The organism is Citrobacter sp. Cf125, from assembly GCF_030333935.1.
In the GTDB taxonomy this organism is placed as follows: Bacteria; Pseudomonadota; Gammaproteobacteria; order Enterobacterales; family Enterobacteriaceae; genus Citrobacter; species Citrobacter freundii.
Genome location: NZ_JAOWEY010000022.1, coordinates 1,006,293 through 1,030,174, shown reverse-complemented (window position 1 = coordinate 1,030,174; position 23,882 = coordinate 1,006,293). Strand labels below are relative to the sequence as shown.

Annotated in this window: 23 protein-coding genes; 14 read left to right on the top strand and 9 right to left on the bottom strand. The window is 51.9% G+C overall.

Annotation, left to right across the window (positions count from 1 at the left end; all coding sequences use genetic code 11):
- Window positions 1-10 precede the first annotated feature (10 nt).
- Entirely contained in the window at window positions 11-784 is a 774-nt protein-coding gene (hisP, locus tag OGV89_RS09170) for a histidine ABC transporter ATP-binding protein HisP (protein WP_003028114.1), read from the top strand.
- 33 nt (window positions 785-817) lie between these two features.
- Here hisP and OGV89_RS09165 read toward each other — a convergent pair whose 3' ends face one another.
- The 4 genes from OGV89_RS09165 to yfcG all read right to left on the bottom strand — a co-directional run bounded on the left by OGV89_RS09165 (window position 818) and on the right by yfcG (window position 3,371).
- On the bottom strand, window positions 818-1,333 hold the full coding sequence (locus OGV89_RS09165) for a GNAT family N-acetyltransferase (RefSeq protein ID WP_016150708.1): 516 nt from the start codon (window positions 1,331-1,333) through the stop codon (window positions 818-820).
- Window positions 1,334-1,404: 71 nt separating this feature from the next.
- Window positions 1,405-2,298, bottom strand: coding sequence for a TIGR01777 family oxidoreductase (locus OGV89_RS09160; protein ID WP_003845074.1), 894 nt, complete (start codon window positions 2,296-2,298; stop codon window positions 1,405-1,407).
- Between the two features lie 20 nt (window positions 2,299-2,318).
- Window positions 2,319-2,681, bottom strand: a complete 363-nt coding sequence (gene folX, locus OGV89_RS09155; protein WP_003028107.1) for a dihydroneopterin triphosphate 2'-epimerase — start codon at window positions 2,679-2,681, stop codon at window positions 2,319-2,321.
- A 54-nt stretch (window positions 2,682-2,735) separates the two neighbouring features.
- The gene (gene yfcG, locus OGV89_RS09150; RefSeq protein ID WP_003845076.1) at window positions 2,736-3,371 is read right to left on the bottom strand and encodes a GSH-dependent disulfide bond oxidoreductase; all 636 of its coding nucleotides are present in this window, start codon (window positions 3,369-3,371) and stop codon (window positions 2,736-2,738) included.
- Between the two features lie 134 nt (window positions 3,372-3,505).
- On the opposite strand from yfcG, the gene yfcF reads away from it, so the two are divergent.
- The 3 genes from yfcF to yfcD all read left to right on the top strand — a co-directional run bounded on the left by yfcF (window position 3,506) and on the right by yfcD (window position 5,368).
- Window positions 3,506-4,138 (top strand): glutathione transferase, encoded by a 633-nt coding sequence (yfcF, locus tag OGV89_RS09145; RefSeq protein ID WP_286558536.1) that lies wholly within the window; start codon window positions 3,506-3,508, stop codon window positions 4,136-4,138.
- A gap of 67 nt (window positions 4,139-4,205) precedes the next feature.
- Window positions 4,206-4,757 (top strand): phosphodiesterase, encoded by a 552-nt coding sequence (gene yfcE / locus OGV89_RS09140; RefSeq protein WP_286558534.1) that lies wholly within the window; start codon window positions 4,206-4,208, stop codon window positions 4,755-4,757.
- Window positions 4,758-4,813: 56 nt separating this feature from the next.
- Window positions 4,814-5,368 carry an NUDIX hydrolase YfcD gene (yfcD, locus tag OGV89_RS09135; RefSeq protein WP_071697025.1) on the top strand — a complete coding sequence of 185 codons (555 nt, stop codon included), beginning with the start codon at window positions 4,814-4,816 and terminating at the stop codon, window positions 5,366-5,368.
- 56 nt (window positions 5,369-5,424) lie between these two features.
- On the opposite strand, the gene yfcC is transcribed toward yfcD, so the two are convergent.
- From yfcC to ackA, 3 genes are all read right to left on the bottom strand, one after another.
- Window positions 5,425-6,945, bottom strand: a complete 1,521-nt coding sequence (gene yfcC / locus OGV89_RS09130; RefSeq protein WP_016150704.1) for a putative basic amino acid antiporter YfcC — start codon at window positions 6,943-6,945, stop codon at window positions 5,425-5,427.
- A gap of 199 nt (window positions 6,946-7,144) precedes the next feature.
- Entirely contained in the window at window positions 7,145-9,289 is a 2,145-nt protein-coding gene (pta, locus tag OGV89_RS09125; protein WP_003028094.1) for a phosphate acetyltransferase, read from the bottom strand.
- 76 nt (window positions 9,290-9,365) lie between these two features.
- Window positions 9,366-10,568, bottom strand: coding sequence for an acetate kinase (gene ackA / locus OGV89_RS09120; RefSeq protein ID WP_003839347.1), 1,203 nt, complete (start codon window positions 10,566-10,568; stop codon window positions 9,366-9,368).
- Window positions 10,569-10,907: 339 nt separating this feature from the next.
- On the opposite strand from ackA, the gene yfbV reads away from it, so the two are divergent.
- The 4 genes from yfbV to OGV89_RS09100 all read left to right on the top strand — a co-directional run bounded on the left by yfbV (window position 10,908) and on the right by OGV89_RS09100 (window position 14,521).
- Window positions 10,908-11,363, top strand: a complete 456-nt coding sequence (yfbV, locus tag OGV89_RS09115) for a terminus macrodomain insulation protein YfbV (RefSeq protein WP_003028087.1) — start codon at window positions 10,908-10,910, stop codon at window positions 11,361-11,363.
- An 83-nt stretch (window positions 11,364-11,446) separates the two neighbouring features.
- A complete protein-coding gene (locus tag OGV89_RS09110) occupies window positions 11,447-11,941 on the top strand; it encodes a YfbU family protein (protein WP_003028086.1) in 495 nt (164 codons plus the stop codon).
- Window positions 11,934-12,611 carry a sugar phosphatase gene (locus tag OGV89_RS09105; protein ID WP_085951580.1) on the top strand — a complete coding sequence of 226 codons (678 nt, stop codon included), beginning with the start codon at window positions 11,934-11,936 and terminating at the stop codon, window positions 12,609-12,611. Before OGV89_RS09110 ends, OGV89_RS09105 begins: the two co-directional genes overlap by 8 nt.
- Window positions 12,612-12,688: 77 nt before the next feature.
- A complete protein-coding gene (locus OGV89_RS09100) occupies window positions 12,689-14,521 on the top strand; it encodes an SLC13 family permease (RefSeq protein WP_286558532.1) in 1,833 nt (610 codons plus the stop codon).
- Between the two features lie 101 nt (window positions 14,522-14,622).
- Here the strand turns inward: OGV89_RS09100 and yfbR are convergent, their stop codons facing one another.
- Window positions 14,623-15,222 (bottom strand): 5'-deoxynucleotidase, encoded by a 600-nt coding sequence (gene yfbR / locus OGV89_RS09095; protein ID WP_003028083.1) that lies wholly within the window; start codon window positions 15,220-15,222, stop codon window positions 14,623-14,625.
- Window positions 15,223-15,305: 83 nt separating this feature from the next.
- Complete coding sequence (alaA, locus tag OGV89_RS09090; protein WP_003028082.1) at window positions 15,306-16,523, bottom strand: alanine transaminase AlaA; 1,218 nt, start codon at window positions 16,521-16,523, stop codon at window positions 15,306-15,308.
- 927 nt (window positions 16,524-17,450) lie between these two features.
- Between alaA and lrhA the strand changes: the two genes are divergently transcribed.
- The 6 genes from lrhA (at window position 17,451) to nuoF (ending at window position 23,863) form a co-directional block, all read left to right on the top strand.
- Window positions 17,451-18,389, top strand: a complete 939-nt coding sequence (lrhA, locus tag OGV89_RS09085; RefSeq protein WP_003028079.1) for a transcriptional regulator LrhA — start codon at window positions 17,451-17,453, stop codon at window positions 18,387-18,389.
- A 627-nt stretch (window positions 18,390-19,016) separates the two neighbouring features.
- Window positions 19,017-19,460: an NADH-quinone oxidoreductase subunit NuoA gene (gene nuoA / locus OGV89_RS09080; RefSeq protein WP_003028077.1), complete on the top strand. Its 444-nt coding sequence runs from the start codon at window positions 19,017-19,019 to the stop codon at window positions 19,458-19,460.
- Window positions 19,461-19,475: 15 nt separating this feature from the next.
- Window positions 19,476-20,138, top strand: a complete 663-nt coding sequence (gene nuoB / locus OGV89_RS09075; RefSeq protein WP_003028075.1) for an NADH-quinone oxidoreductase subunit NuoB — start codon at window positions 19,476-19,478, stop codon at window positions 20,136-20,138.
- An 85-nt stretch (window positions 20,139-20,223) separates the two neighbouring features.
- A complete protein-coding gene (gene nuoC, locus OGV89_RS09070) occupies window positions 20,224-22,026 on the top strand; it encodes an NADH-quinone oxidoreductase subunit C/D (RefSeq protein ID WP_003028072.1) in 1,803 nt (600 codons plus the stop codon).
- A gap of 2 nt (window positions 22,027-22,028) precedes the next feature.
- On the top strand, window positions 22,029-22,529 hold the full coding sequence (gene nuoE / locus OGV89_RS09065; protein ID WP_003028069.1) for an NADH-quinone oxidoreductase subunit NuoE: 501 nt from the start codon (window positions 22,029-22,031) through the stop codon (window positions 22,527-22,529).
- Entirely contained in the window at window positions 22,526-23,863 is a 1,338-nt protein-coding gene (gene nuoF, locus OGV89_RS09060; RefSeq protein WP_003839356.1) for an NADH-quinone oxidoreductase subunit NuoF, read from the top strand. The genes nuoE and nuoF overlap by 4 nt, the downstream gene beginning before the upstream one ends.
- Window positions 23,864-23,882: the final 19 nt, after the last annotated feature.

Here is a 23,882-nt window from a genome sequence, read left to right as displayed (position 1 = left end):
GAGTAACACGATGTCTGAAAATAAATTAAACGTTATCGATTTACATAAGCACTACGGCGAACATGAAGTGCTGAAAGGGGTGTCGCTGCAGGCCAACGCGGGTGATGTTATCAGTATTATTGGCTCGTCAGGTTCCGGTAAAAGTACCTTCCTGCGCTGCATTAACTTTCTTGAGAAACCAAGCGCCGGGTCGATTGTAGTCAGTGGTCAGAACATTGGTCTGGTGCGCGACAAAGACGGTCAGCTCAAGGTTGCGGACAAAAATCAGCTGCGCCTGCTGCGCACGCGTCTGACAATGGTCTTTCAGCACTTTAATCTGTGGAGCCACATGACGGTGCTGGAAAACGTCATGGAAGCGCCGATCCAGGTGTTGGGGCTGAGCAAACAGGAAGCCCGCGACCGTGCGGTGAAGTATCTGGCTAAAGTGGGCATTGATGAGCGCGCGCAGGGCAAATATCCGGTGCATCTGTCCGGTGGTCAGCAGCAGCGTGTTTCCATTGCCCGTGCGCTGGCGATGGAGCCGGAAGTGTTGCTGTTTGATGAGCCCACGTCGGCACTAGATCCTGAGCTGGTGGGTGAAGTGCTGCGCATTATGCAACAGCTGGCCGAAGAGGGGAAAACCATGGTGGTGGTGACTCACGAAATGGGGTTTGCCCGTCATGTTTCCACGCACGTGATTTTCCTGCATCAGGGGAAAATTGAGGAAGAGGGCGACCCGGAGCAGGTATTCGGTAATCCGCAAAGTCCACGTTTGCAGCAGTTCCTCAAAGGTTCGTTGAAGTAAATCACCTGCCCGGAGGCGTTACGTTTTCCGGGCTTACAATTTTAGCGCGTCGCGCTCCAGCCGAAACACCCAGTCGTCGTAGGCGATGCCATCAATCTCATACGCCTTTTCCAGTACCTGGGTACGCACAAACCCCGTTTTTTCCAGAATACGAACAGAACCCTTATTCTCCGCGAGTGCGTAAGCGTTTATCGCCGTGACGTCCGTGCGCTCGAAAGCGTACTGGCACACTGCCGTCACGGCTTCGCTGGCAATCCCTTTCCCCTGAGCTTCAGGCAAAATGGCGTAGCCGAGGTCGGCCTCGTGTGGGTATAAATGGCTGATTTGCAAACCAATATCACCGAGAGGCGTTGATTTGTTATGCTCGCGGATGACAAAAGTATGCTGTGCAGCCAGACGTCTGGCGAATAACAGCCGCGTGTCTTTCGCTGGGGCAATATCACCCATATAGCGCATGACTTCCGGGCATTCACGTAATCTCTGGAAAAATGACCAGTCAGAAAATTTAAATAAGGAGAGGGTAAGTCGGGGAGTCGAAATTATCGCCATAACGTCGCCATTGCGGAAATCTGGCCTATAACCTTACCACCACAACAGCGACCGTGAATAGAGCTACGGGATTATCGGATCACATCTGCCAGCGCTTCTTCTAAATCGTACCAGCGAAATGCAAAACCGGACGCTTCCAGGCGTTTGGGTAATGCTCGCTGCCCGCCGAGGACCAGTACTGAAGATTCCCCCATCAGCAGCCGCATAGCGGTGGCGGGAATGCGCAGAATGGCAGGGCGGTTTAGAGCGTGTCCCAGCGCGTGGGCAAACTGCTCATTGTGCACCGGGTATGGCGAAACCATATTGAAGGGACCGCGTAGATCATTATTCAGCAGCCAGATAATTCCGTTGACCATATCATCAACATGGATCCAGGCCATATACTGTCGTCCGTTACCGATTGGGCCGCCTAAGCCAAGACGAAACGGCGGGACCATTTTCGCCAGAATACCGCCAGCAGAGGCTAGTACCACGCCGGTACGCAGCATACACACGCGAGTTTTTTCGCTTTGCGCAGTGCTGGCAATTTGCTCCCAGCGGGCACATAGCTTATGGGTAAATTCATTATGCGGTGGCTCTTCTTCCGTAACCACAACTTCGCCCAAATCGCCGTAGTAACCGATAGCGGAACCGGAGATTAACACTGAGGGCGGCGTCTCGCTGGCATTGATTAAATCGACCAGTTTCTGCGTAATGCCCCAACGGCTCTGGCACAGGCGTTCCTTTTGTTGTGCGCTCCAGCGCTTATCTGCAATAGGTTCTCCGGCAAGGTTAATCACGGCATCAATGTCATTGAGATGCTGCCGCTCTTCCAGTCCTTTCCATAACGTGACCCGAGAGTCGAGAATCTGACGAGCCTTATCAGGGGTACGTGTCACTACAATTATCTGATGCCCCAGTTCCAGCAGGCAGGGGATCAGATGACGTCCAATCAGGCCAGTACCGCCGGTAATCAGAATCTGCATGTCGCCTCCCGGGTTACGTTTTAGCGCTGCCAGCTCAGCGTCATAGAAACTGAGTCGGCGTAACGCAATGCGTGAAGTTTATCTATCTCCACTTCAGCATAAGTGACCCAGTGATGTTCGCGTGCGATATCGAGCACATCTTGAGTTAATTTTTCTAATAATGAGAAGCGGTTACCCTCCACGTGGGCAATGATGCTTTTGGTGATTGTGCGATAATTCAGCGCGTCGTTGATATCTTCGCTGGTACGGGCTTTGTCTGCCGGATAGTGAATGGCAATGTTGATGACGATATCCTGGCGGTTAAGGATCTCCTCTTCTTTGATGCCGATAAAAGTGCGCAGACGAAGGTTTTTTATACGAATAATAGCGTCAGGTTGTGACATTGCAGGTTTCCTCCATGTATGAACCTTTGCATGATACACGAGAACCGAATTGCGTCATCGCTTCTCGCTTTGTGCGTGCTGCATGGCGCGTTCAGTCGCGGGACGTGTACGAATGCGTTCATGCCAGTTATTGACCGCCGGGTAGTTGTCGAGGTCGATGCGCTGACGTTGATGGGCGTGGATCCACGGCCAGCTTGCAATGTCGGCAATGCTGTAGTGATCGCCTCCCAGCCAGGGTGACGATTCCAGACGTTTATTCATCACGTTGTACAGGCGCTGGGTTTCAACCTGGTATCTTTCAATGGCGTAAGGGATCGTTTGCGGAGCGTAATGACTGAAATGATGATTCTGCCCCAGCATAGGACCCAGACCGCTGACCTGCCAGAACAGCCACTGCAGCGTGGTGTGGCGTTCGCGTAATTCACCGCTGAGCAGCTTACCGCTCTTTTCCGCCAGATAGAGTAAAATTTCTCCGGACTCAAACAAGCTGATGGGCCTTCCGCCGTCCACCGGGGCATGATCGATAATGGCCGGGATTTTATTGTTCGGCGAGATCTGCAGAAAATCGGGGTGAAACTGGCTACCTTTGCTGATATCGACATGAATCAGACGGTATTGCAGCTGCGCCTCTTCAAGAAACAACGTGATTTTGTGACCGTTTGGCGATGGCGTGTAATAGAGATCGATCATTTTCAGCATCCGTTTTGTCATGAACCGGGTCATAACAAGTATAGAGCCTGTTGGCGTGCTTGAGTTTTCATCAAGTGACAGCGAGAGAAAGACTCTATATTTTGAAGGCAAGCTAATACACTTCAGAGGACATTATGAGCAAACCTGCAATTACGCTGTGGTCAGATGCCAATTTTTTCTCCCCTTACGTGCTGTCTGTTTATGTCGCTCTGCAAGAGAAAGGGCTGCCTTTTACGCTGAAAACTGTTGATCTCAACAGTGGTGAACATTTGCAACCTTCATGGCAAGGTTACGCCTTGACGCGCCGCGTGCCGGTTCTTGAGATCGATGGTTTTGAACTGAGCGAATCATCAGCGATTACGGAATTCCTCGAAGAGAGCTTCGCGCCGCCACAGTGGGAGCGTATCTATCCGCACGATGTGCAAAAACGCGCGCGGGCGCGCCAGGTTCAGGCGTGGATCCGCAGCGATTTAATGCCTATCCGTGAAGAACGCTCAACGGATGTCGTTTTTGCTGGCGTGAAGAAAGGACCGTTAAGCGAAGCGGGAAAAGCCAGTGCGGAAAAATTGTTCGCTACTGCCGGCAGTTTACTGAGCCACGGTAAGCAGAATTTATTTGGTGAATGGTGTATCGCTGACTGTGATTTAGCGCTAATGCTTAATCGCCTGGTCCTGAATGGCGATGAGGTTCCGGAAGCGCTTGCGGAATACGCCACCTTCCAGTGGCAGCGCGCTTCAGTACAGCGTTTTATCGCGCTTTCAGCGTAGCGTTCCTGCTGAAAAACGGGCCGTAATCCAGTATCATTACAAGGTACTTTTCAGCGAGGAGTGAGTGATGAAACTGATGTTCGCATCGGACATTCATGGTTCGTTGCCAGCCACGGAACGCGTACTCGAACGGTTTGCTGCAAGCGGTGCGCAATGGCTGGTGATATTGGGTGATGTTTTAAACCACGGGCCGCGTAATGCGCTTCCAGAAGGCTATGCACCTGCGCAGGTTGCAGAACGGCTGAATGAACAGGCATCGCGAATTATTGCGGTGCGTGGTAATTGCGACAGCGAAGTGGATCAGATGCTCTTGCATTTTCCGATGACTGCGCCGTGGCAGCAAATTCTGACAGAAAACCTGCGACTCTTTTTGACGCACGGACATCTTTTTGGCCCGCAACATATTCCGGCGCTCAATGCGGGCGATGTTCTGGTTTATGGGCATACTCATCTGCCGGTTGCTGAGCTGCGCGAGGATATCTATTATTTCAATCCCGGCTCGGTAAGCATCCCTAAAGGGGGCTTTGCGGCAAGTTACGGGATCCTGGATGATAATGTTCTCAGCGTAATGGCACTCAATGATCAAAGTGTTATTGCACAGGTCGAGATTAATCCGTAATTTACCCCACAAACATAAACGCGCCGTAAGAGCGCCAGAAAAAAGAAGGTTTCCTGATGGTGGAACAGCGTCGTTTGGCAAGTACTGAATGGGTGGATATTGTGAATGAAGACAACGAAGTCATTGCACAGTCCAGCCGGGAACAAATGCGGGCGCAACGCTTACGCCATCGTGCAACGTATATCGTTGTGCATGATGGTATGGGCAAAATTCTGGTTCAACGTCGCACTGAGACAAAAGATTTTTTGCCCGGTATGCTGGATGCCACCGCAGGCGGTGTTGTTCAGGCTGACGAGCAGATGCTGGAATCAGCGCGCCGTGAAGCAGAAGAGGAACTGGGGATTGCGGGCGTGCCGTTTGCCGAGCATGGTCAGTTTTACTTTGAAGACCAGAACTGTCGCGTATGGGGCGGGCTGTTTAGCTGTGTTTCCCACGGACCGTTCGCGCTACAGGAAGAAGAAATTAGCGAAGTTTGCTGGCTGACGCCGGAAGAAATTACCGCGCGTTGCGACGAGTTCACTCCGGATTCGCTGAAAGCCCTGTCGCTGTGGATGACCCGCAACGCCAAGAATGAAGGTGCGAAAGCCGAAAAGCAGGAAGAAGCTGAGTAACCTCTGTTCATCCGGCCTACTGCGTCGAGAAATCGAGTAGGCCGGACGCGCGCTTTTTAATGGTAACCCATTATCTGCGCACCAATCACCACCACGCTGGACATAATAAACAGCAGCCCCAACAGCGTAGCACCTACCTTCAGCCAGTTACGAAAATCCACCCGACAAACACCTAACGTAGCCATCAGAGATGCCGATGTCGGATAGATAATATGGCTGAATCCGTCGCCAAACTGGAAGGCCAGCACGGTAACCTGACGGTTGACGCCAACCAGATCGCCCAGCGGCGCTAACAGCGGCATGGTCAATGCTGCCTGACCGGAGCCGGAGGTGACGAAGAAATTAAACACCGCCTGGAACAACAGCATAAACCACGCCGCTATGGCGTTATCCAGCCCGCTAATGCCGTTGGCAATACTGTGCAGCAGAGTGTTTAACACGCTGGCTTCACCCGCCTCTCCATTACCGACCAGCAGTAAAATGCCCTTGGCAAAACCAACCAGCAGGGCAGGGGCAATCATCATTCGTGCTCCCTCAGTGAATGAGGAGGCCATGATGTTGACCGTCATGCCGTTGAGCCGAAACACGACGCCGATAATGCCAATCACCAGGCCCATCGTGAAGAACTGACTGGCGATCTCAGGAATAAACCATGCGTGGACGATAACGCCCCAAATGACCCACACGATCACGCCCGTCAGCACCATCAGTACCAGCCAGTCACCGAGCGTGAAGCGTCGTTCCACGACCTCGTCCTGCTGCTCGCGAAAGAAGCGGTCGGATTCATGTACCCGGGACAAAAGCGGATTCTTTTTGATGCGTGCCGCATAGGCCAGCGTGAAGGTTAGTCCTATTAGCGTAGCAACCACCCAGACCACGATGCGCAGACCGGAACCAGAGAGCACTGGCACCCCCGCAATACCTTGCGCGACCACCACGCAAAATGGGTTCATCCATGAGCTGGCGAAACCAATCTGAGTCGCGATATAGGTAACCAGAACGGTGGTGATACTGTCGTAACCTAGCCGGACCATCAGCGGCGCGATGATAATGGCAAAGGCAACCGCCTCTTCCCCCATGCCAAACACCGCGCCGCCTAAGGAGAAGAGAATAAACAGCACTGGGATAAAGAGGACCTCGTTGCCCCGCGTATGGCGGATGAGCGCCAGGATGCCGTTATCAATGGTGCCGGTACGCATAACGATGCCAAATGCGCCGCCAATGACCAGCATAAACATAATGATGCCGACCGCAGTGCCGAATTTCGAGCCGGAGGTTAAGCCTTCGAACGGAAAATTCATCAGGCCTGGGCGCTCATCTCCGGTGGTAAAGAACTTAACCGGGTGATACTGCTCTTCACCGGCTTCATTGGTCAGAATGCGGAAAGAGTGGGGATCAACGACTTTACGGGTTTTGGTTTGTCCATCAACCTGATATTGCACTTCCTGGCTGTCGAACATCCCGACGGGAACAACCCATGTCGCCAGACTGGTTAAAATGGCGACGAAAAAAATAATCACCAGCGTGTCGGGCATCGCCCATTTTTTGGCTGGCTGTGATTCTGTTACTGCTGACATGAAAGACTATCCCTGTTGCAATGCAAAAGAGGGTAAGTATGCGAACAGAAGAATAGTTATTCATTGATGCAGCGCATTCAGGCAAATATTTCAGATTATGCCAAAGGGGAAACAGACATAAAAAAACCGGAAATATCAGCTATTTCCGGTTTGATAAGTAGATATGTTGCCGGATAAGAGATCCGGCACACTCGGCAGATTACTGCTGCTGCTGGGAAGACTGGATCGCGGTCAGTGCGATGGTATAGACGATATCGTCTACCAGCGCGCCACGAGACAGGTCGTTCACCGGCTTGCGCATACCCTGCAGCATCGGCCCGATGGAGATCAGGTCGGCAGAACGCTGTACCGCTTTGTAGGTGGTGTTACCGGTGTTCAGATCCGGGAAGATGAACACGGTAGCGCGACCTGCAACCGGAGAGTTCGGCGCTTTGGATTTCGCAACGTCAGCCATAACGGCGGCGTCGTACTGCAGCGGTCCGTCGATCATCAGGTCAGGACGTTTTTCCTGCGCCAGACGAGTCGCTTCACGAACTTTCTCTACGTCGCTACCTGCACCAGAGGTACCGGTGGAGTAGGAGAGCATCGCAACGCGCGGTTCGATACCGAAGGCAATCGCGGATTCAGCGGACTGAATAGCGATTTCTGCCAGCTGTTCTGCGGTTGGATCCGGGTTGATCGCGCAGTCGCCGTAAACGTAAACCTGATCCGGCAGCAGCATGAAGAACACAGAAGACACCAGGGAACTACCCGGTGCAGTTTTGATCAGCTGCAGCGGTGGACGAATGGTGTTCGCAGTAGTGTGAACGGCACCGGAAACCAGACCGTCAACGTCGTCCTGTTCCAGCATCAGGGTACCGAGAACCACGTTGTCTTCCAGCTGTTCGCGGGCAACGGTTTCGGTCATGCCTTTGTTCTTACGCAGTTCGACCAGACGAGCAACGTAGCTTTCGCGAACCACATCTGGATCAACGATTTCTACGCCAGCGCCAAGTTCAACGCCCTGAGAGGCCGCAACGCGGGTGATCTCATCCGGGTTACCCAGCAGTACGCAGGTTGCGATACCACGTTCAGCACAGATGGCTGCCGCTTTAACGGTACGCGGTTCGTCGCCTTCCGGCAGAACAACGCGTTTGCCCGCTTTACGTGCCAGCTCGGTCAACTGATAACGGAACGCTGGTGGAGACAGACGACGGCTGCGCTCAGACGTTGCGGTCAGAGATTCAATCCAGTCAGCGTTGATGAAGTTAGCAACGTATTCCTGAACTTTTTCGATACGCTCGTGATCGTCAACCGGAACTTCCAGGTTGAAGCTCTGCAGGCTCAGAGAGGTCTGCCAGGTGTTGGTGTTTACCATGAATACCGGCAGGCCGGTTTCGAATGCACGTTCGCACAGTTTGGTAATGCGCGCGTCCATTTCGTAGCCACCGGTCAGCAGCAAGGCGCCAATTTCTACGCCGTTCATCGCTGCCAGGCATGCAGCAACCAGCACGTCCGGACGGTCAGCGGAAGTCACCAGCAGGGAACCTGCGCGGAAGTGTTCCAGCATGTGCGGAATGCTGCGTGCGCAGAAAGTCACAGACTTCACGCGACGGGTATTGATATCGCCTTCGTTTACGATAGTGGCGTTCAGGTGACGCGCCATATCGATTGCACGAGTAGCGATCAGATCGAAGCTCCATGGCACCGCGCCCAGAACCGGCAGCGGGCTGGATTCTTGCAGTTTAGCCGGATCAACTTTGATCACTTTCGCTTTGGAAGAGTCGTCGAAAATCTCGGACAGATCCGGGCGAGTACGGCCCTGCTCATCAACCGGTGCGTTCAGTTTGTTAACGATTACGCCGGTGATGTTGGTGTTTTTCGCGCCACCGAAGCTGCTGCGAGTCAGTTCAATACGCTCGTTCAGTTGTTCCGGGGTATCGGTGCCCTGAGACATAACGAAGACGATTTCTGCATTCAGCGTTTTCGCGATTTCGTAGTTCAGAGACTGCGCGAACTGATGTTTACGGGTTGGGACCAGGCCTTCAACCAGGACAACTTCAGCGTCTTTAGTGTTCGCGTGGTAGTTCGCGATGATCTCTTCCATCAGCACATCTTTCTGATTGCTGGACAGCAGAGATTCAACGTGGCTCATCTTCAGCGGCTCAGCGGCTGGCAGAGAAGAGTTAGCACGGACGATGCTGGTAGTCTGGTCTGGCGCATCGCCACCGGCACGCGGTTGAGCGATCGGCTTGAAGACGCTCAGACGAACGCCTTTGCGTTCCATTGCGCGGATCACGCCAAGGCTGACGCTGGTCAGACCGACGCTGGTTCCGGTAGGGATCAGCATAATAATACGGGACACGGTTTATCCTCTTTCGTTACCGCCCGTTTCAGGCGGGTTACAAAACAGCACCGCCAGCTAGGCTGGCGGTGTGAAATCAGGCGGTCAGACGGCTCGCGTCTTGCGCGATAACCAGTTCTTCGTTGGTTGGGATAACCAACGCAGGACGGGTACCTTCTTTGTTGATGAAACCAGATTTGCCGAAACGTGCGGCCAGGTTACGTTCGTGGTCTACTTCAAAGCCCAGAACGCCCAGTTTGCCCAGAGACAGTTCACGAACCATCGCGGCGTTTTCACCGATACCACCGGTGAAGACAACGGCATCCAGACGACCATCCATCAGCGCAGTGTAAGAACCGATGTATTTCGCCAGACGGTGGCAGTAAACGTCCATTGCACGTTTAGCGTCTTCTTTAGTCGCGTAGTTATCTTCAACATAGCGGCAGTCGCTGGTGACTTCGGTCAGACCCAGCAGGCCGGACTCTTTGGTCAGCATTTTGTTGATCTGGTCAACGCTCATGCCCAGGGTGTCGTGCAGGTGGAAGATGATCGCCGGGTCGATGTCACCGGAACGCGTACCCATCACCAGACCTTCCAGTGGGGTCAGACCCATGGAGGTATCAACACATTTACCGTTACGGATAGCAGATACAGAACCGCCGTTGCCCAGGTGGCAAGTGATGATGTTCAGCTCATCAACCGGTTTGTTCAGCACTTTAGCCGCTTCCTGAGTAACGAAGAAGTGGCTGGTACCGTGCGCGCCGTAACGACGAACGCCATGCTCTTTGTACAGGCTGTACGGCAGGGCGTAGAGGTAAGATTCTTCCGGCATAGTCTGATGGAACGCGGTGTCGAATACGGCCACGTTTTTGTCTTTCAGATTCGGGAAGGATTTCAGCGCTTCAGCGATACCGATCAGGTGTGCAGGGTTGTGCAGCGGTGCAAAAGAGGCTGCATCTTTGATACCCTGAATAACGGAATCGTCGATAACTACAGAGCCGGTGTATTTTTCGCCGCCGTGAACAACACGGTGACCAATCGCAGTCAGCTGAGCAGACAGTTCTGGTTTTTGTGCCAGAATAGTATTAACGATAAAATTCAGCGCTTCACTGTGAGCGGCGCCTGCACCTAAAGCCGCTTCTTGTTTACCGCCATCCATTTTCCATTTGATACGTGCTTCTGGGAGATGGAAACATTCGGCTAAACCAGAAAGGTATTCTTCACCGTTTACTGCATCGATGATGGCAAATTTCAGTGAGGAGCTACCGCAGTTCAGAACCAGTACTAACTTACTCGACATGGAAGTACCTATTTATGATACGTGGCTAAAAAAACGTCAGGGAGTCATAGAGCGTAGCGCATGATGACACCGACGTTTATGATTAACATCATGCGCCATGGTCTTTTTGGGCACGATGGAATAAATACCTTTGAGTCTATGTCATTTTGCGTATTTTTCAGCCAATGGCATACTATGTGTCAATTTGACGACTCAATGATTTTGGACTAAAGGCCTTACAGGCCGGCACAGGATACCTGAATGTGGGTATCAAAGACAAAATGTTTTGAACGATGTCCCTTGTAGTTGTTGTTTTGCACAAATTTTTTAATTTTTATATGTGAAGTTGAGGTAACCGCCATGTCGACACCGGATAATCGTTCCGTCAATTTTTTTAGCTTGTTTCGCCGGGGGCAGCACTACGCGAAGACGTGGCCAATGGAAAAGCGCCTCGCGCCCGTGTTTGTAGAGAACCGTGTGATCCGTATGACACGTTACGCAATCCGTTTTATGCCGCCTATCGCCGTCTTCACCTTATGCTGGCAAATTGCGCTAGGGGGACAGTTGGGACCGGCCGTGGCGACCGCGCTGTTTGCGCTCAGCCTGCCGATGCAGGGCATGTGGTGGCTGGGTAAACGTTCCGTGACGCCGCTGCCGCCTTCAATACTCAACTGGTTCTACGAAGTTCGGGGTAAATTGCAAGAAGCCGGGCAGGCGCTCTCTCCGGTAGAAGGAAAGCCGGATTACCAGGCGCTGGCTGACACGCTTAAGCGCGCCTTCAAACAACTGGATAAAACTTTCCTTGATGATTTGTAATTGACCCCTGATTACGCATATAAAAGAAGGCACAAGATGCCTTCTTTTTTTTCATCGCAGTAGTAGTGATACAGGAGTCCCAAATGGAAATGACCAACGCTCAACGTCTGATTTTGTCGAATCAGTACAAAATGATGACTATGCTCGACCCAACTAACGCCGAGCGTTATCGTCGTTTGCAGACGATTATTGAACGCGGTTACGGCTTGCAGATGCGTGAGCTGGATCGTGAGTTTGGTGAACTGACGGAAGAAACCTGTCGTACGATTATCGATATTATGGAGATGTATCACGCATTACATGTGTCCTGGACTAATCTTAAGGATGCACAGGCTATTGATGAGCGCCGCGTGACTTTCCTCGGTTTTGACGCCGCAACGGAAGCCCGTTTCCTCGGATACGTTCGCTTTATGGTGAATGTGGAAGGTCGCTATACCCACTTTGATGCGGGTACGCATGGCTTCAACGCCCAGACCCCGATGTGGGAAAAATATCAGCGTATGTTGAACGTCTGGCACTCTTGCCCGCGCCAGTATCACCTGAGCGCGAATGAAATTAACCAAATCATTAATGCCTGAGGGGGCGAGCGTGCAGTGCAAAGGTTTTCTGTTTGATCTGGATGGAACGCTGGTCGATTCCTTACCCGCAGTAGAACGTGCGTGGTGCAACTGGGCCGATCGTTTTGGCCTCGATCACGCCGAGGTGCTCGGCTTTATTCATGGCAAGCAGGCCATTACCTCCCTGCGACACTTTATGGTGGGCAAATCTGAGGCAGAGATCGCCGCGGAGTTTACCCGCCTGGAGCAGATCGAAGCGACGGAAACCGCCGGGATCACTGCGCTGCCTGGGGCTGTTGATTTACTCAACCATCTCAATAAAGCGGGTATTCCATGGGCGATTGTGACCTCCGGCTCTATGCCGGTCGCACGGGCGCGCCATCGTGTTGCTGGGCTTCCTGCTCCTGAAGTGTTTGTCACTGCCGAGCGGGTAAAAAGAGGGAAACCAGAGCCAGACGCGTATCTGTTAGGCGCTCAGCTTCTGGGCCTGGCACCGCAGGAATGTGCCGTGGTGGAAGATGCCCCCGCCGGGGTGCTTTCAGGACTAGCTGCTGGGTGTCATGTCATCGCGGTCAACGCGCCAGCGGATACGCCGCGTCTGAACGAGGTTGATTTTTCGCTGACCAGTCTGGAACATATTTCTGTGACCAAACAACCCAACGGAAATGTGGTCGTTATAAGAAATACCTGATCATGATTTAGCCCCAGATTGTTGGGGCTTTTTTATGGCAGAATCAGTCCATCCCTCTCATTTAACAAGGATATGTTGTGAACGGTGAATTGATATGGGTTCTCTCATTGCTGGCGATTGCCGTCGTCTTGTTTGCAACTGGCAGAGTGCGTATGGACGCGATCGCTTTGCTGGTCATTATTGCCTTTGTTCTGAGTGGAACATTGAGCATCACAGAGGCTTTTTCCGGGTTCAGCGATCCTAACGTTATTTTGATAGCGGCTTTATTCATTATCGGTGACGGTCTCGTGCGTACCGGTGTGGCGACAGTAATGGGCACCTGGCTGGTGAAGGTCGCCGGTAGCAGTGAAGTTAAAATGCTGGTGTTGCTGATGATAACCGTAGCTGGACTCGGTGCATTCATGAGTTCGACCGGTGTGGTCGCCATCTTTATTCCGGTTGTCTTAAGTGTTTCCATGCGCATGGAAATTTCTCCTTCACGCCTGATGATGCCGCTAAGTTTTGCCGGCTTGATAAGCGGCATGATGACGCTGGTGGCAACGCCGCCAAACCTGGTCGTCAACAGTGAACTGTTACGTGAAGGACTTAATGGTTTTAGCTTTTTTAGCGTAACCCCACTGGGATTGGTGGTGTTGGTACTTGGCATAATTTATATGCTGGTGATGCGTTTTATGCTGAAGGGTGAAGACTCCGGGCAGCCGGGCGACGGCTGGAAGCGCCGGACTTTTCGCGATCTGATTAAAGAATATCGCCTGACCGGGCGCGCGCGTCGCCTGGCGATTCGCCCGGGTTCTCCTATGATAGGCCAGCGTCTGGACGACCTGAAACTGCGTGAGCGCTACGGGGCAAACGTGATTGGCGTGGAGCGCTGGCGTCGCTTTCGTCGCGTGATCGTTGACGTAAACGGGGTTTCTGAGTTTCGTGCTCGTGACGTATTGTTGATTGATATGTCTGCGGCCGATGTCGACCTGCGTGAATTTTGCGCTGAGCAACTGTTGGAACCGATGGTGCTGCGTGGAGAATACTTCTCCGAGCAGGCGCTTGATGTGGGCATGGCCGAAATCTCTCTGATCCCTGAGTCGGAATTGATCGGCAAAACGGTACGGGAAATCGCTTTTCGTACGCGTTACGGGCTGAATGTCGTTGGGCTGAAGCGCGATGGTACGGCGCTGGCCGGGGCGGTGGTTGATGAGCCGCTGTTGATGGGCGATATCATTTTAGTGGTGGGCAACTGGAAGCTGATCACGCTGCTTGGACAAAAAGGGCGCGATTTTGTGGTGCTAAATATGCCTGTGGAAGTCAGTGAAGCTTCTCCGGCGCACAGCCAGGCGCCGCATGCGATTTTCTGTCTGGTACTGATGGTCGCGTTAATGCTCACCGATGAAATCCCTAATACGGTTGCCGCGATTATCGCTTGTTTGCTGATGGGAAAATTCCGCTGCATCGATGCCGAAAGCGCCTACAAAGCCATTCACTGGCCAAGCATTATTTTGATTGTCGGGATGATGCCTTTTGCGCTGGCATTACAGAAAACGGGCGGCGTCGATCTGGTGGTGAAAGGGCTAATGGACGTTGGTGGTGGGTACGGCCCGTATATGATGCTGGGCTGCCTGTTCGTGCTGTGCGCGACCATTGGGTTATTTATCTCTAACACCGCAACGGCGGTACTGATGGCGCCGATTGCGCTGGCGGCGGCAAAGTCGATGGGCGTTTCGCCGTATCCGTTTGCGATGGTGATTGCGATGGCGGCTTCCGCAGCCTTTATGACGCCAGTGTCTTCCCCGGTAAACACACTGGTGCTCGGGCCGGGTAACTACACCTTTAGCGACTTCGTGAAGATTGGCGTACCGTTTACGGTGATTGTCATGGCAGTGTGCGTGGTGATGATCCCGATGCTGTTCCCGTTTTGACCGCCGCAGTAAACGCCTGATGGCGCTGCGCTTATCAGGCCTACGGATATCACGTTACCTGTAGGCCGGATAAGGCGTTAGCCGCCATCCGGCAAAATCGTTTAAAGCGGTGAATCCTGGCTGATTTCATCTAATGAAAGGTGAAAGCTTGGGACAAACACGTCCATAAAGTAGTCCATCTCTTCGCTGCGTCGTGACTCCAGCGTTTTTTCCAGACGTGTTTTCGCCAGCAGAAATTCGTTGTTACCGGCGGAGAGTTCTTCCAGGCACTTCAGATACGCGCACAGGGCATCGGCCTGTTTAACAATCGATCTTTCTTCTTCACTTAAGGCATGTTCATCAATGAGCGGTGCAAAAATATCGCGCAACTCATCGGGAACCATATCGACCAGTTTTTGCTGGGCAATTTTCTCTATCGCTTTATATTCCTGAGCAATCTGCGAGTTGAAATATTTCACTGGGGTAGGGAGATCGCCGGTTAACACCTCTGACGCATCGTGGTACATAGCCAGCAGGGCAATACGCTCAGCATTTACCTGACCACCAAATTTACGGTTTTTGATCGCGGCCAGCGCATGAGCAACCATGGCAACCTGCAGACTGTGTTCGGACACGTTTTCGGTGCGCACGTTGCGCATCAGCGGCCAGCGGTTAATGAGTTTCAGACGGGAGAGGTGGGCAAAAAAGTGGCTCTGCTTCATAACGACCCTTACTCAGTGACTTCAGTAACGGTATTTTGCGCAGAGAGTGCTACCGGATGCAAACCCGGTAGCACTTTGCGTGGTTACAGCTGGCGATACCCTGACAGGAAACGCTCAAATTTACTCAACGACATTTCGATATCATCAATTCGCGGCAGCGTAACGATGCGGAAATGATCCGGCCACGGCCAGTTGAATGCTGTCCCCTGGACCAGCAGTACTTTTTCCTGCAACAGGAAGTCGAGCACCATTTTCTGGTCGTCATGAATATTGAAGCGCTTGGCGTCAATTTTCGGGAACATATACAGTGCACCGCGCGGTTTTACGCAAGAGACGCCAGGAATATCATTGAGCAGTTCCCAGGCGCGGTTACGTTGCTCATACAGACGTCCGCCAGGCATGATGAATTCGCTGATGCTCTGATATCCACCCAGCGCGGTCTGAATGGCATGTTGTGCCGGGACATTCGCACACAGGCGCATAGAAGCCAGCATCTCAAGGCCTTCGATATACCCTTTGGCATGTTTCTTCGGTCCGTTCAGTACCATCCAGCCCTGACGGAAACCGGCAACACGATAGGTTTTTGACAGGCCGTTAAAGGTAATAGTCAGCAGATCCGGGGCCATTGCCGCAATCGAGTGGTGCTCGGCGTCATCGTAGAGAATTTTGTCGTAAATCTCATCTGCAAAGATGATGAGGTTGTTCTGACGAGCAATCTCAACAATCTCCATCAGCAGCTCTTTAGAATAAACAGCGCCGGTTGGGTTGTTGGGGTTGATGATGACGATCCCACGCGTACGCGGCGTAATTTTGGCGCGGATATCATCCAGGTCCGGGAACCAGTCTGACGATTCATCACACAGGTAGTGCACGGCATTACCACCAGAGAGCGAAACCGCCGCCGTCCACAGTGGATAATCAGGTGCAGGAACCAGCATTTCGTCCCCACTGTTCAGCAATGCCTGCATGGCCTGCACAATCAATTCGGATACGCCGTTACCGATATAGATATCTTCTACGGTTACATCGCGCATCCCGCGGGCCTGGTAATGCTGCATGATTGCTTTGCGGGCTGAATAAAGGCCTTTGGAATCGCAATATCCTTGCGCTGTTGGCAAATTGCGGATCACATCCACTAAAATTTCATCTGGTGCTTCAAACCCGAAAGGCGCAGGGTTGCCGATGTTCAGTTTCAGAACTTTGTTGCCTTCTTCTTCCAGGCGCTTTGCTTCCTTCAGAACCGGGCCGCGAATGTCATAACAGACGTTTTCTAATTTGCTGGATTTTTCAATGGGGGACATGAACGTTGACCTTTTTAGCTGTGAATGCCACTCCCTGCCGTGGAAGTCAGCCCAGCACAATGTACTCCCACGACGGTGAGTTTTGAAGGGTCTTTAGTAGAAGATTTTGGAAAGCAGGAGGGCGATAATTAACTTTTAATAACTAAATTATGCAATTGTTACAGTGTAATAATCTGGATTGTTGTGTTTTTTATGGTTTATGTTTTGCTTTGTTGGCTTTGGCATGGTGATTTGTCTGGTCGAAAAAAGTTACCCCTATAAAACAAAATGCAGCCGATATCTGTGCGATACGGCGCGATTCGAAAATACTGAGGTTTCATCCACGAATTCTGTTATCGGTCTGATCCCTACGTGACGCGGTGTGAATCCATTGTTAAGCATAATTAATGAATTGAGAGATTCTTAATTAATTATTATTTATTATTTAAACGACATCAAATTGAGTGGACTAATAATACGAAAACCGTTGCACTGACATAACACCAATTCGCCCGGAATTATTCGCAATAACACTTATAAATATAGTGGTTTTAGGTTAAGATAACTCCTATGAAATGGTGTGTAGTACGAGTTTTACGATAATTCAAATGTTTGTTGGTTGTTCATAACATACTGAAAAGTTAGTTTTTAATGTGTAAATTATTGTTCGTTAACTATTTTTTAAATTTACAAAATTTACATGTTTTCCATTAGTCAGAATCATCCGGCAGCTAAAAATACGGCTCTTTCTCGTTGCTATATTCCGATGAATATCACGGGTTTTAAAATAGCTCAGAAAGAGAATTGTTTCGTTTGTTAAACCAAATACATCCTTATTTTCACTTGGTTACACTAAGCGAAACTGAAGGGAGGCACATTACAAATGGAGTTGTTTGATTCTGAATGCACAGCATTAACCCGGTATGACCCGCGAGTAAGTGAAAAACTATGATAAATGCAAATCGTCCGATAATTAACCTCGACCTCGATCTGCTGAGAACCTTTGTTGCTGTTGCCGACCTAAATACCTTCGCGGCTGCGGCAGCTGCGGTATGTCGAACTCAGTCTGCGGTAAGTCAGCAAATGCAGCGCCTTGAGCAACTTGTGGGGAAAGAGTTGTTCGCGCGTCATGGACGCAACAAACTGCTGACTGAACATGGTATCCAGCTGTTGGGTTACGCCAGGAAAATACTGCGATTTAATGATGAGGCATGCTCATCATTGATGTTTAACAATCTTCAGGGGGTGTTAACTATCGGTGCTTCTGATGAATCCGCCGATACCATACTCCCATTTCTGCTTAACCGCATTAGTTCGGTTTATCCGAAACTTGCGCTTGATGTAAGAGTGAAACGCAATGCTTACATGGTGGAGATGCTTAAGTCGCAAGAAGTGGATTTAGTGGTCACCACGAATCGCCCTGACGATTTTGAATGCCTGAATTTGCGGACTTCACCGACGCACTGGTATTGCGCAGCCGAATATATCCTGCAAAAAGGCGAACCGGTGCCGTTAGTTCTGCTGGACGATCCCAGCCCGTTTCGCGATATCGTGCTGGCGACGTTGAATGCCGCACAGATCCCGTGGCGTCTGGCTTATGTCGCTTCAACATTGCCTGCGGTCCGCGCGGCGGTAAAAGCAGGGCTTGGCGTTACTGCGCGTCCTGTGGAAATGATGAGCCCGGATTTACGCGTACTGGGTGCGGCGGACGGATTGCCACCTCTGCCTGATACCGAGTATCTGTTGTGCAGCGATCCGGCCACGCAAAATGAATTAGCTCAGGCTATCTTTAAGTCGATGCAGACATATCAAAATCCTTGGCAATACAATCAGTTTACCCCTGAAGGGGGAGATGACTCGCTGATTGTTGAAGGCGACTTTGAGTAAAGCGTCACAAAAAAACGTTTAAAAATGTAAGTGTAAAAAAGAGCCACTGATGATGAAAAAACATCCAGCGGCTCTTTTTTTATGCAAATATTACTGCTTTCTGTTCATTCATATACTAAAACTTAACAAAATCAGCAGGTAAAAAAACAGACTGACAATAGGGTGAAAAATAATCAGCCGCGTTGCTAAATGTTTCCATGTTAAAAAACTAGAGAAATTGTTGCTGTTTTTTATGGTGAATTAACAAAAGCGTGTCACAGATCAAGAAAATACTCCCATTTAGGGGGAGGCATCTGGGTGAATTCCTGTCAAAATAGACGTGTATTATCTTTTTTACTTCACTACGGACACGATTCAACAACATTAAAAATGACCGATGATGCAATCGAAATGGGTCTAAAGAGCACTTTATGTTAATGAAGTTGGAGTAGTGTAAAATAATGTGAGGAAACTTTTGTTAAAGTTGACAAAAGGTTATAGAAAGGAGTAAAAAACCCCATCAATTAGCTGTATAAAATGATTTTTCACAGTGATTGTAAGGTTTTTTTTATTCCTCCCCATGAATCGATGTGGCGTTCATCTGCCGAAAAGAGCAGAGAATTTGGCGCTACTTTTGATGAGTAAGCAATGAGTATGTCAACATCCACTGAAATCATCGCTCATCACTGGGCATTCGCTATCTTTCTTATCGTTGCCATTGGCCTGTGCTGCCTGATGCTCGTCGGCGGCTGGTTTTTAGGGGGTCGCGCACGCGCGAGATCTAAAAACGTGCCGTTTGAATCAGGTATCGACTCGGTCGGCACCGCCCGCCTGCGCCTGTCTGCCAAGTTTTATCTGGTAGCCATGTTCTTCGTTATCTTCGACGTTGAAGCGCTGTATCTGTTCGCATGGTCAACTTCTATCCGTGAAAGCGGTTGGATTGGCTTTGTGGAAGCTGCAATTTTTATTTTTGTGTTACTGGCAGGTCTGGTTTATCTGGTGCGTATTGGCGCGCTGGACTGGACGCCCGCGCGTTCACGCCGCGAGCGTATGAACCCGGAAACGAACAGTATCGCTAATCGTCAACGCTAACCGCGAGGCATTAAGATGGATTATACGCTCACCCGCATAGATCCTAACGGTGAGAACGACCGTTACCCCCTGCAAAAACAGGAGATCGTAACCGACCCCCTGGAACAAGAAGTTAACAAAAACGTGTTCATGGGCAAACTGCATGACATGGTTAACTGGGGCCGTAAAAACTCAATTTGGCCATATAACTTTGGCCTTTCCTGCTGCTACGTTGAGATGGTGACCTCGTTTACCGCCGTGCACGATGTGGCCCGTTTTGGTGCGGAAGTACTGCGTGCATCGCCGCGTCAGGCTGATCTGATGGTCGTAGCCGGAACCTGCTTTACCAAAATGGCGCCAGTTATTCAGCGCCTCTACGATCAGATGCTGGAACCGAAATGGGTTATTTCCATGGGCGCATGCGCCAACTCCGGCGGGATGTACGACATCTATTCTGTGGTGCAGGGCGTTGATAAATTTATTCCGGTCGATGTGTACATCCCGGGATGTCCGCCGCGCCCAGAAGCGTATATGCAGGCTCTGATGCTGCTGCAAGATTCCATTGGCAAAGAACGCCGTCCGCTCTCCTGGGTGGTTGGCGATCAGGGCGTTTATCGCGCCAATATGCAGTCAGAACGCGAGCGTAAACGCGGCGAACGTATTGCTGTAACGAATCTTCGTACACCAGACGAGATTTAATTTGCGCCTGTCGGCAGCAGCACTTCCTTCGCTTATCACTACATAAATAGCGCGAAGCACTGCCGACCACCACGGACCATTTGCAATGGTGAACAATATGACCGACTTAACCGCGCAAGACGCCGCATGGCAAACACGGGATCACCTTGATGACCCGGTCATTGGCGAACTGCGCAACCGTTTTGGGCCGGATGCCTTTACCGTTCAGGCGACTCGCACCGGGGTACCCGTTGTTTGGGTCAAGCGTGAACAACTACTGGAAGTTGGCGATTTCTTAAAGAGACTGCCGAAACCTTACGTCATGCTGTTTGACTTACACGGCATGGACGAACGTCTGCGTACGCACCGCGAAGGGTTACCCGCCGCGGATTTTTCCGTTTTCTATCACCTGATCTCCATTGAACGCAATCGCGATATCATGCTCAAGGTGGCTTTGTCTGAAAACGATCTGCGCGTACCGACTTTCACCAAACTGTTCCCGAACGCCAACTGGTATGAGCGTGAAACCTGGGAAATGTTTGGCATCGATATCGAAGGTCACCCGCACCTGACGCGTCTGCTGATGCCGCATACCTGGGAAGGCCATCCGCTGCGTAAAGACTACCCGGCGCGTGCAACCGAATTCGACCCGTTTGAGCTGACTAAAGCCAAACAGGATCTGGAAATGGAAGCGCTGACCTTCAAACCTGAAGATTGGGGCATGAAGCGTAGCACCGAAAATGAGGACTTCATGTTCCTCAACCTCGGTCCTAACCACCCGTCTTCCCACGGTGCATTCCGTATTGTGCTGCAGCTTGATGGCGAAGAAATCGTCGACTGCGTACCTGACATCGGCTACCACCACCGTGGCGCTGAAAAGATGGGCGAACGTCAGTCCTGGCACAGCTACATTCCGTACACCGACCGTATCGAGTACCTCGGCGGCTGCGTTAACGAAATGCCTTACGTACTGGCGGTTGAGAAACTGGCAGGCATCACCACGCCGGATCGCGTCAACGTGATTCGCGTCATGCTGTCTGAATTGTTCCGTATCAACAGTCATCTGCTGTACATCTCCACGTTCATTCAGGACGTCGGCGCGATGACCCCGGTATTCTTCGCCTTTACTGACCGTCAGAAAATCTACGACGTCGTGGAAGCGATCACCGGTTTCCGTATGCACCCGGCCTGGTTCCGTATCGGCGGTGTGGCACACGATCTGCCGCGCGGTTGGGACAAACTGCTGCGTGATTTCCTCGACTGGATGCCAAAACGTCTGGATTCTTACGAGAAAGCCGCGCTGCGTAACACTATCCTGAAAGGCCGTTCGCAGGGTGTTGCCGCTTACGGTAAGAAAGAAGCGCTGGACTGGGGTTGTACCGGTGCTGCGCTGCGTGCGACCGGTATTGATTTCGACGTGCGTAAAGCGCGTCCGTACTCTGGCTATGAAAACTTTGACTTTGAGGTCCCGGTTGGCGGCGGTGTGTCCGACTGCTATACCCGCGTGATGCTGAAAGTTGAAGAGCTGCGCCAGAGTCTGCGCATCCTTGAGCAGTGCCTCAATAACATGCCGGAAGGCCCGTTCAAAGCGGATCACCCGCTGACGACGCCGCCACCGAAAGAGCGCACGCTGCAACATATCGAAACCCTTATCACCCACTTCCTGCAGGTTTCGTGGGGTCCGGTTATGCCGGCAAACGAGTCCTTCCAGATGGTAGAAGCGACCAAGGGTATCAACAGTTACTACCTGACCAGCGATGGCAGCACCATGAGTTACCGTACCCGTATCCGTACCCCGAGCTATGCGCACCTGCAGCAGATCCCGGTAGCGGTACGTGGCAGCCTGGTGTCCGACCTAATCGTCCATCTGGGTAGTATCGATTTTGTTATGTCAGATGTGGACCGCTAATTATGCACGAGAATCAACAACCACAAACCGAGGCTTTTGAGCTGAGTGCGGCTGAGCGTGAAGCGATTGAGCACGAGAAGCACCACTACGAAGACCCGCGTGCGGCGTCCATTGAAGCGCTGAAAATCGTTCAGAAACAGCGTGGCTGGGTGCCGGATGGGGCGATCTATGCGATCGCTGATGTGCTGGGTATTCCGGCAAGCGACGTAGAAGGTGTTGCTACGTTTTATAGCCAGATCTTCCGCCAGCCGGTAGGTCGCCACGTGATCCGCTATTGCGACAGCGTGGTGTGCCATATCAACGGCTACCAGGGGATCCAGGCCGCGCTTGAGAAAAAACTCAACATCAAGCCGGGGCAGACGACTTTTGATGGTCGCTTTACGCTGCTGCCGACCTGTTGCCTGGGGAACTGCGACAAAGGGCCAAACATGATGATCGATGAGGATACTCACGCTCATCTGACCCCGGAAGGCATTCCCGAACTGCTGGAGCGGTATAAATGAAAGACATTATCCGTACTCCCGAAACCCATCCGCTGACCTGGCGTCTGCGTGATGACAAACAGCCGGTCTGGCTGGACGAATACCGTAGCAAGAACGGCTACGAAGGTGCGCGTAAGGCCCTGACCGGGCTGTCACCGGATGAAATCGTTAATCAGGTAAAAGACGCTGGCCTGAAAGGGCGCGGCGGCGCGGGCTTTTCCACCGGTCTGAAGTGGAGCCTGATGCCGAAAGACGAATCCATGAACATCCGTTACCTGCTGTGTAACGCCGATGAAATGGAGCCGGGCACCTATAAAGACCGTCTGCTGATGGAACAGCTGCCGCACCTGCTGGTGGAAGGCATGCTGATTTCCGCGTTTGCGCTGAAAGCGTACCGTGGTTATATCTTCCTGCGCGGTGAATATATCGAAGCAGCCGTGCATCTGCGTCGCGCGATCGCCGAAGCGACCGAAGCCGGTCTGCTTGGCAAAAACATTATGGGCACCGGTTTCGACTTCGAACTGTTTGTCCACACTGGGGCAGGGCGTTACATCTGCGGTGAAGAAACCGCGCTGATCAACTCCCTCGAAGGTCGCCGTGCTAACCCACGCTCCAAGCCGCCGTTCCCGGCAAGCTCTGGCGCATGGGGTAAGCCGACCTGCGTAAACAACGTCGAAACCCTGTGTAACGTACCGGCTATCCTCGCGAACGGCGTGGAGTGGTACCAGAACATTTCGAAGAGCAAAGACGCGGGCACCAAGCTGATGGGCTTCTCCGGTCGTGTGAAGAACCCAGGCCTGTGGGAACTGCCTTTCGGTACTACCGCGCGTGAGATCCTCGAAGATTACGCGGGCGGCATGCGCGATGGCCTGAAGTTCAAAGCCTGGCAACCTGGCGGCGCGGGGACTGACTTCCTGACCGAAGCACACCTCGATCTGCCGATGGAATTCGAAAGCATTGGTAAAGCAGGTAGCCGTCTGGGCACCGCGCTGGCAATGGCTGTCGATCACGAGATTGGCATGGTTCCTCTGGTGCGTAACCTCGAAGAGTTCTTTGCCCGCGAGTCCTGTGGCTGGTGTACGCCGTGCCGTGATGGTCTGCCGTGGAGTGTGAAAATTCTGCGCGCGCTTGAGCGTGGCGAAGGCCAGCCTGGGGATATCGAGACACTTGAGCAACTGTGTCGTTTCCTCGGCCCGGGTAAAACCTTCTGTGCACACGCACCGGGTGCAGTGGAACCGCTGCAGAGCGCCATTAAATATTTCCGCGAAGAATTCGAAGCTGGCATCAAGCAGACCTTCAGCAATACCCACGCTATTGGTGGTATTCAGCCGAACCTGCTGAAAGAGCGCTGGTGATCACAGGGTTAGCCCTGTG

Bases quoted from the DNA above. Each gene is read 5' to 3' on its own strand.
- yfcF (WP_286558536.1), top strand. From the start codon at position 3,506: ATGAGCAAACCTGCAATTACGCTGTGGTCAGATGCCAATTTTTTCTCC.
- lrhA (WP_003028079.1), top strand. From the start codon at position 17,451: ATGATAAATGCAAATCGTCCGATAATTAACCTCGACCTCGATCTGCTG.
- hisP (WP_003028114.1), top strand. From the start codon at position 11: ATGTCTGAAAATAAATTAAACGTTATCGATTTACATAAGCACTACGGC.
- yfcD (WP_071697025.1), top strand. From the start codon at position 4,814: ATGGTGGAACAGCGTCGTTTGGCAAGTACTGAATGGGTGGATATTGTG.
- yfcC (WP_016150704.1), bottom strand. From the start codon at position 6,945: ATGTCAGCAGTAACAGAATCACAGCCAGCCAAAAAATGGGCGATGCCC.
- OGV89_RS09160 (WP_003845074.1), bottom strand. From the start codon at position 2,298: ATGCAGATTCTGATTACCGGCGGTACTGGCCTGATTGGACGTCATCTG.
- nuoE (WP_003028069.1), top strand. From the start codon at position 22,029: ATGCACGAGAATCAACAACCACAAACCGAGGCTTTTGAGCTGAGTGCG.
- yfcG (WP_003845076.1), bottom strand. From the start codon at position 3,371: ATGATCGATCTCTATTACACGCCATCGCCAAACGGTCACAAAATCACG.
- OGV89_RS09110 (WP_003028086.1), top strand. From the start codon at position 11,447: ATGGAAATGACCAACGCTCAACGTCTGATTTTGTCGAATCAGTACAAA.
- OGV89_RS09105 (WP_085951580.1), top strand. From the start codon at position 11,934: ATGCCTGAGGGGGCGAGCGTGCAGTGCAAAGGTTTTCTGTTTGATCTG.
- nuoB (WP_003028075.1), top strand. From the start codon at position 19,476: ATGGATTATACGCTCACCCGCATAGATCCTAACGGTGAGAACGACCGT.
- nuoA (WP_003028077.1), top strand. From the start codon at position 19,017: ATGAGTATGTCAACATCCACTGAAATCATCGCTCATCACTGGGCATTC.
- nuoF (WP_003839356.1), top strand. From the start codon at position 22,526: ATGAAAGACATTATCCGTACTCCCGAAACCCATCCGCTGACCTGGCGT.
- yfbR (WP_003028083.1), bottom strand. From the start codon at position 15,222: ATGAAGCAGAGCCACTTTTTTGCCCACCTCTCCCGTCTGAAACTCATT.
- ackA (WP_003839347.1), bottom strand. From the start codon at position 10,568: ATGTCGAGTAAGTTAGTACTGGTTCTGAACTGCGGTAGCTCCTCACTG.
- OGV89_RS09165 (WP_016150708.1), bottom strand. From the start codon at position 1,333: ATGGCGATAATTTCGACTCCCCGACTTACCCTCTCCTTATTTAAATTT.
- yfbV (WP_003028087.1), top strand. From the start codon at position 10,908: ATGTCGACACCGGATAATCGTTCCGTCAATTTTTTTAGCTTGTTTCGC.
- alaA (WP_003028082.1), bottom strand. From the start codon at position 16,523: ATGTCCCCCATTGAAAAATCCAGCAAATTAGAAAACGTCTGTTATGAC.
- yfcE (WP_286558534.1), top strand. From the start codon at position 4,206: ATGAAACTGATGTTCGCATCGGACATTCATGGTTCGTTGCCAGCCACG.
- nuoC (WP_003028072.1), top strand. From the start codon at position 20,224: ATGGTGAACAATATGACCGACTTAACCGCGCAAGACGCCGCATGGCAA.
- folX (WP_003028107.1), bottom strand. From the start codon at position 2,681: ATGTCACAACCTGACGCTATTATTCGTATAAAAAACCTTCGTCTGCGC.